Origin of the sequence: Nitrosovibrio sp. Nv17, assembly GCF_900119085.1 — a bacterium.
Classification (GTDB): Bacteria; Pseudomonadota; Gammaproteobacteria; order Burkholderiales; family Nitrosomonadaceae; genus Nitrosospira.
In genome coordinates, this window is sequence record NZ_FPIQ01000024.1 from 38587 (window position 1) to 45202 (window position 6616).

Here is a 6616-nt window from a genome sequence, read left to right on the forward strand (position 1 = left end):
GTTGTTCTGCCCACAACAAGATAATACGAAAATATGACGGGGAAGGCATAGTCCGACGATCGATTTGGAAGAGTACCCGACCGACGGTCATGCATAATCTGGATGCATCGGCGCTGTCTTCAACGAGCCGACGCGCCATGGTACGGGTGAGATCGCGATCCGTATCGCTCTCAAGCACTTCGAGGCGCGCCAATCCCGTTTCACTCGATCGAGACCGGCAATTCTGGATCGCACGCCTTGGTGAGTTTCCCATCGATACCTTCTATCCACTCACAGCATCCCATTGAATCCGATCCGAAGCCGTGGTAATTTTCATGCTGTTGAACGCTCACGAAACGGCAAAGGACGGAAAGGGAATCGAAAGACGGCTGCCTCGGCGGGGTTCCTTTTATCATGCCGCAAGGCGCAGGGCAGCGGAACGGACGCCGCCCTACCGGCGCATGCTGGAAATGGGCGTGAAGGTCGGCGCAGGCACGGACGCCACGCGCGTGGCCAGCCATGATCCCTGGAATGCACTCTACTGGCTCGTCACCGGCAACACCTTGGGGGGCCTGACCCTGTACCCCGCAAGCAACCGGATCGATCGCGAGACGGCGTTGCGGCTCTATACCGAGGCGAACACCTGGTTCTCCAACGAGGAAGGCGTCAAGGGCCAGATCAGTCTGGGCCGGTACGCCGATCTCGCCGTGCTGTCCGCCGACTATTTTCAGGTGCCCGAGGACGAGATTCGAAACCTTGTTTCCGTCCTGACGATCGTCGGCGGACGCATCGTCCACGGCTACGGCGAGTTTGGCGCACTCGCGCCGCCTCTGCCGCCCGCCATGCCGGACTGGTCACCGGTGAACTACTTCGGCGGCTACTTCAAGCCCGTGACGGCGGCAGTGGCCGCCGCCACGCAACGGCAGGCCCGCGCAGCCTGCGGCTGCGGAAATGGCTGCGCCGTACATGGCCATGCCCATGGACAGGCGTACCAGGACGCCGTGGAGATCGATGGGCAACACGGTTTCTGGGGTGCCCTCGGCTGCTCGTGCTGGGCCGTATGAGTGTTTTCCACCTTCCACCCGCCTGGCAAGCATTCTGGCGTCCGTGCAGGCTTCCTTCCATCCCGGGAGCGGACGGCGAGGTACATATGCCGAGGCATTGCCCTCGCGGTACTGGCCGCGGGGATGCCCGCCGCTGCCGCAGGGTACCAATCCCTGCGGTTCGAGGAAGACTGGAAGCAGATCTGCGATCGGGTCGGGCCCAAGTGCCGGCGTATCGGCGAGACCGCCACGCTGACGCTGGGCGCCGACGCACGCATGCGCGCCCAATATTACGGGCCCAATGATTTCGGCATCGGTGCCGGTGACGACGGCCACGTCCTGTTCCGGAGCCTCGCGCATGGCGACCTGAGGATCGGCAGGGCCGTGCAGGCATTCGTGCAGTTCGGGGTGCATGGCGAGGCCGGGCGCGCCGGCGGGCCGATCGGCACGGATCGAAGCAGCCCTGAACTACAGCAGGGATGTGACCCTTCTCATGACCAGCCTGGCATTCCGGTGGTAAACGCACATCCGGCGGACGCCTCGTCATTGGGCCGGGATTGAGCATGGAAAAAAGCCCCGCAACCCTGCACGGCGCCCAGCGCGACACCTCTCCCTGGGCACCCCTGGCGCAACCGCTGTTCCGGACGATCTGGATCGCCACGCTCGTTTCGAACATCGGCACTTGGATGCACGACGTGGGTGCCGCCTGGCTCATGACCACGCTCGCGCCGACCCCGATCATGGTCTCTCTGGTCCAGGCCGCCACGACGCTTCCGATGTTCCTGTTCGCCCTGCCGGCGGGAGCGCTGGCCGATATCGTCGACCGGCGGCGACTCCTGATCCTCGCCCAGTGCCTGATGCTCATCGCCGCGACGACGCTCGGCCTGCTGCAGTTCCTGGGACTGGTCACTCCCGCGGTCCTGCTGCTCGCGACCTTCGTGCTCGGCCTTGGCGCCGCGCTGAACGCGCCGCCCTTCCAGGCGATCGTCCCCGAGCTCGTCTCCAGGGAGGATCTCTCGCCCGCGGTGGCGCTGAACAGTCTGGGCGTCAACATTGCGCGCGCGATCGGGCCGGCCCTCGGCGGCGCCATCGTTGCGGTGGCCGGACCAGGCGCCGTCTTCGTGCTCAACGGCCTTTCGGTACTCGGGGTGCTCGTGGTGCTGGCACGATGGCGTCGGGGGCCTCGCAGCGGGGCGCTTCCCCCGGAACGCTTCATCGGAGCGCTCCAGGCCGGATTCCGGTATGCCCGGCGCTCCCCCGACCTGCATACCGTCCTCCTTCGCGCCGGCGCGGTATTCGTATTCGCCAGCGCCACATGGGCCCTGCTGCCCTTGATCGCCCGGCAGGAACTCGGACTGGGGGCCGGGGGCTACGGCATCCTGCTGGGCTGCGTGGGCAGTGGCGCCGTGTTCGGCGCACTCGTGCTGCCCCGATTCCGAAGACGCGCATCCGCCGACGCCGTGATCGCGGCAGCCACCTCCCTCCTCGCCCTGGCGGCCATCGGCTTCGCATGCCTGCACAGCTTCCCGGCAGCGTGCGGCACGGCGTTTCTTGCCGGCGCCGGCTGGATCGCGGCACTCTCCACCCTCAACATCGCCGCGCAAATGGCGCTGCCCAACTGGGTGAAGGCGCGCACGCTGGCCGTCTACCTCGTCGTATTCAATGGATCCATGGCGGGCGGCAGCGCGCTTTGGGGAGCCGTCGCCACGCGGTGGGACATCCCCGCCGCGCTCACGCTCGCCGCCGGCGGACAACTGCTCGCCCTGCTCCTCGTCCGCCGCAGACGGCTGCCGACCCAGCTTCCGAACCTCGAACCCTCCCTGCACTGGCCGGTGCCCGCCACCGCATCCGATCCGGAACTGGAGCGGGGGCCGGTGCTGGTTACCGTCGAATATCTGGTTCCCGCCGAGCACGCCACTGCGTTCATTGCCGCCATGGATGAGATGCGCCGCATCAGGCACCGCGATGGCGCGACCCTGTGGCGGCTGTTCGAGGATACCGCCAGGCCCGGCCGCTGGATCGAATTCTTCGAGCTTGACACCTGGGTGGAACACCTCCGCCAGCACGAGCGCGTCACCGAAGCGGATCGCGCAACACAGGAACGCATCCGGAATTTCCATGCGGGCAGCGCGCCACCCGCCGTTTCGCACCTGGTCGCGCCACCGCGGAAATGATCATCCATCCCCTGACGTTTCCCCGGAAACCGGTTGGAGGGCCATGGAGTAAACGTAGTGCTCATCGATATCCCGCACGTCCCGCCATTCATTGATCTCAAGCCAGCTCTTGAATATTCATGCAAATGCTTGCGTAGCGGCGTCAGTATGCACTGATCAGCAGCATGCGACGGAAATGGCATAGCGTGGGAAACGGCGGAAACGGTCTGCCAATTGTCAGGAGCCATGCCTCGGCGCCTGCTTTTCACTCCTTTGCTCTTTTTCTCGGCTGAGGCTTGGCGACACTGCAAGACAGGGCCACGATGTTGCAGACCGCCCAGTAGCTCAGGCCCACGTCCTGGCGATACGACGTTTGTTGACGGCTCGCTTCCAGGCGCGGATCACCTGTCGGCGGCGTTCGTGTCGTTCGGCGGAACTGGGCCGCCGTGCATCTCCTTTGTCCATCTGCCACTGGACATCAAACAGGCATGGATAGTCCCTGATATTTATGGGCCGGATCTATAGAAAACGATCGTAATGCCCGAGCGCGCCTGATCCCGGGAGTAACTTACCTGATCGGCGACTTGACCCTGCGGATCGACAAGCACGACGTCGTCGCCGGCATTACCAAGTTGCACCGGTGCCTTGAGTGGCACACGCAAGGCTTCACCGGGGCCGATGGTACCCGCAAGCGCCAAACCGGCATGGCCCGCGGCTTGAAGCTGACGGTCACGCAACTGCCAGCCGGCCAGATCGACGGTAGTGGCTGCGGTGTTGATCAAGGTCACCGTCTCGTGATCGACATCCTCGCCAGCCGGGTTCGGCAGGGCGGCGATGATGCGCAGCGCGGCGGCAGGAACGGTGACGGGTGGCGCGGGCGGGACCGGTGAAGGGGTCTGCGGCGGCAAGACAAAGGTATCGGGCAGAACAACCAGATCTTCCGGCCGGTAGCGTAGCCGCATCGCATTACCCGTGATCTCCACGAGATCGTGCATATTACCGAGCTCTCCATTCGACAGTTGCAGATAGTCGTCGCGGCTGTACCTATCCTCCCGCAGCCAGGCGTCGAACTTCGCAAGACCGGTGTTGCCGCCCTGAAAATAACTGACCAGCCGGCGGAACAACTTGGGCCACATGATCAATGCCTGAGCAGCGGTCAGATCGGCAATCTCGGCTGACTCGTCGACGCTGGGCGCATCCTCGGGCCACAGGCCGAGCGCCTGTTCGCGCACGACCCGGGCTTGCGCGGCCAAGTGATCCTTCAGGTCGACCGGCAGCGTCGTGTAGAAGGCGGGGTAGGCCATGCCCGCAACCAGCAACTGGGCGTTCACGCTCTGGCCCAGGGTCGGCGCGTCCAGGAAGAATGGCGAGCCGTCGCCGCCCGCGGTTTCGCCAGCATAGACGAAGGCGATCATCCGCCCGTAGGAATCGAGTGAATTGGCGAGTACGTAGCCACGAACGCTTTCCGGCTCGGCGGCGGTGACCTTGGTGCCGCTGGTGTCGAACGAATCGAACCCCATGGCCGACAGCATGTGCCGGGCAGCAAGATCGCCCAGTGCCACCTGCTGGCGGGTGCCCTGGAAATGTGTTTCCAGCGCATCGATTGCCTCGAAGCGGACGTTGATCTGGGTGCCGCCGCGTGTCCAAGCCGGCCGCTGACCTTCCGGGCCCAACTGCTCCACGAAAGATGGATTGTCGGGCTGAAAGCGGATGGTATCCCCGTCCGGCTCGGTGCCCAGGATCGGAAAGATGCCTCTGATGAGTGTATAGCGATTGGCCATTTCCGTTCCCTCGCATGACAAATGACGATTTTTTGAAAGGTAGCCGGATTTCGTGTCAGAAATATGTCAATTGGGCGGATGCGGCAAAAATAGCGAATGCAAGCGCCGATGACGAGAATAAAATCTTCCGCGACGAGATTTCGGATAGCGCCCACTCCATGTGGCGTGCGGCCACCCTGCTCCCGGGTACTTCCTGGCCGGCCCCTGCATCAATCCATCCTGCGCAACGGGTTGAGTGAGTTGCCACGGGCACCTCCCGACTGTTACCCAGTATATATCCGGTAAAATGGGAAGAAGCGCGGCAGCGATGACAGCACGGTGTCGGCACGCCTTTTCCCACTACCCTGAAAGGAGAGCCCCCATGATCGAACTGCGTCGAGCCCATGAGCGTGGCCATGCCGACCACGGCTGGCTGGATTCCTGGCACAGCTTTTCCTTCGCGGACTACCGCGACCCCGAGCATACGCAGTTTCGCGCGCTGCGGGTCATCAACGACGATACCGTCCAGCCGGGACAGGGCTTCGGCACGCACGGCCACAGCGACATGGAGATCGTCAGCTACGTCCTCGAAGGCGCCCTGGCTCACCAGGACAGTTCGGGCGGCGGCTCGGTGATCCGTCCTGGCAGCGTGCAGCGCATGAGCGCGGGCACGGGCGTGCGGCACAGCGAATTCAACGCTTCCCAGAGTGAAAGGGTTCATTTCCTCCAAATCTGGTTCCTGCCCAACAGGACCGGCACCCCGCCGGGCTATGAGGAAAAGCACTTCGACGAAGCCGAAAAGCGCGGGAAGCTGCGCCTGGTCGCTTCGCCCGACGGCGCCGACGGCTCGGTGAGGATACAGGCGGACGCGCGCATGTTCGCCGCGCTGCTGGACGGAGAGGAGCGCATCGAACAGGCGGTGGCGAGCGATCGCTTCGTCTACGTGCACGTGGCGCAGGGCGGCCTCTCGGTCAACGGCCGCGATCTCGTGACGGGAGACGCGGCGAAGCTGATCGATGAGGACCGCCTGGTGCTCGAACGGGGCCGCAAGGCCGAGGTGCTCGTGTTCGAGCTGTGGTGAGCCCGAGAAGGCCAGGCCATCGGGGATGCGCAACGGCGGGGTGAAATGCTCGGGAAGCAACCCCCTCGAGCGGAAGGCCAGCACGGCGACAAGCCTCCGCCGACGGCGTCCCGGCACAGCGTGAGCGAAAGGGTAAAGAGATGCCTTACCGGGCCGGAATCCTGCCCCTCAACCCCGGATCGGCTGTTACGGATGGACGGGGCGGGAACGGGCAGGCGCGATGTCGAGCCGGTGATGGTGGAGCTGGGCGAACATGAAGAGGTCGAAGCGGTTGCGGATGCCAAGCTTGCCGAAAATCGAGGTCAGGTGGTTGCGCAGCGTCTGCTCGCTGATCCCCAGCGTGTGCGCAATCCTCTTGTTCGAGGCGCCCGCCTCGCTCGCGAACGCCGCCACGATCGCGCCTTCCTTGCGCGTCAGCGCAACGATCCGCTCGGTGACGGGATCGGCAAACGCCGGCTCCGCCTGCACGAAGCTGGTCACGACGCGTCCCATCGTCTTGCGCGGCAGCCACAGCTCGCCCTCGTGAACCTTCTGGATCGCCTTGAGAATGGTCGCTGTCGGCTGCTCCTTGTACACCACGCCCCGCGCCCCATGGAAGAC

At 64.5% G+C, this 6616-nt stretch carries 6 protein-coding genes; 4 read left to right on the plus strand and 2 right to left on the minus strand.

Features of this window, described 5'->3' with window-relative positions; all coding sequences use genetic code 11:
- Positions 1–314: 314 nt before the first annotated feature.
- The 3 genes from BT108_RS11870 (at position 315) to BT108_RS11880 (ending at position 3196) form a co-directional block, all read left to right on the plus strand.
- Positions 315–1043, plus strand: a complete 729-nt coding sequence (locus BT108_RS11870) for an amidohydrolase family protein (protein ID WP_083566420.1) — start codon at positions 315–317, stop codon at positions 1041–1043.
- 123 nt (positions 1044–1166) lie between these two features.
- On the plus strand, positions 1167–1583 hold the full coding sequence (locus BT108_RS11875) for a hypothetical protein (RefSeq protein WP_072294786.1): 417 nt from the start codon (positions 1167–1169) through the stop codon (positions 1581–1583).
- A 2-nt stretch (positions 1584–1585) separates the two neighbouring features.
- Positions 1586–3196: an MFS transporter gene (locus BT108_RS11880; protein ID WP_072294787.1), complete on the plus strand. Its 1611-nt coding sequence runs from the start codon at positions 1586–1588 to the stop codon at positions 3194–3196.
- Between the two features lie 485 nt (positions 3197–3681).
- Here BT108_RS11880 and BT108_RS11885 read toward each other — a convergent pair whose 3' ends face one another.
- Positions 3682–4956, minus strand: a complete 1275-nt coding sequence (locus tag BT108_RS11885; RefSeq protein WP_072294788.1) for a lamin tail domain-containing protein — start codon at positions 4954–4956, stop codon at positions 3682–3684.
- Between the two features lie 361 nt (positions 4957–5317).
- Here BT108_RS11885 and BT108_RS11890 point away from each other — a divergent pair, with 361 nt between their 5' ends.
- Positions 5318–6016, plus strand: coding sequence for a pirin family protein (locus BT108_RS11890; RefSeq protein WP_072294789.1), 699 nt, complete (start codon positions 5318–5320; stop codon positions 6014–6016).
- Between the two features lie 186 nt (positions 6017–6202).
- Here BT108_RS11890 and BT108_RS11895 read toward each other — a convergent pair.
- The coding region (locus BT108_RS11895) for a response regulator transcription factor (protein ID WP_143142448.1) at positions 6203–6616 on the minus strand (414 nt) is incomplete at its 5' end.

Excerpts from the sequence above, each read along its gene's own strand:
- BT108_RS11890 (WP_072294789.1), top strand. The coding sequence starts at position 5,318 with ATGATCGAACTGCGTCGAGCCCATGAGCGTGGCCATGCCGACCACGGC.
- BT108_RS11870 (WP_083566420.1), top strand. The coding sequence starts at position 315 with ATGCTGTTGAACGCTCACGAAACGGCAAAGGACGGAAAGGGAATCGAA.
- BT108_RS11875 (WP_072294786.1), top strand. The coding sequence starts at position 1,167 with ATGCCCGCCGCTGCCGCAGGGTACCAATCCCTGCGGTTCGAGGAAGAC.
- BT108_RS11885 (WP_072294788.1), bottom strand. The coding sequence starts at position 4,956 with ATGGCCAATCGCTATACACTCATCAGAGGCATCTTTCCGATCCTGGGC.
- BT108_RS11880 (WP_072294787.1), top strand. The coding sequence starts at position 1,586 with ATGGAAAAAAGCCCCGCAACCCTGCACGGCGCCCAGCGCGACACCTCT.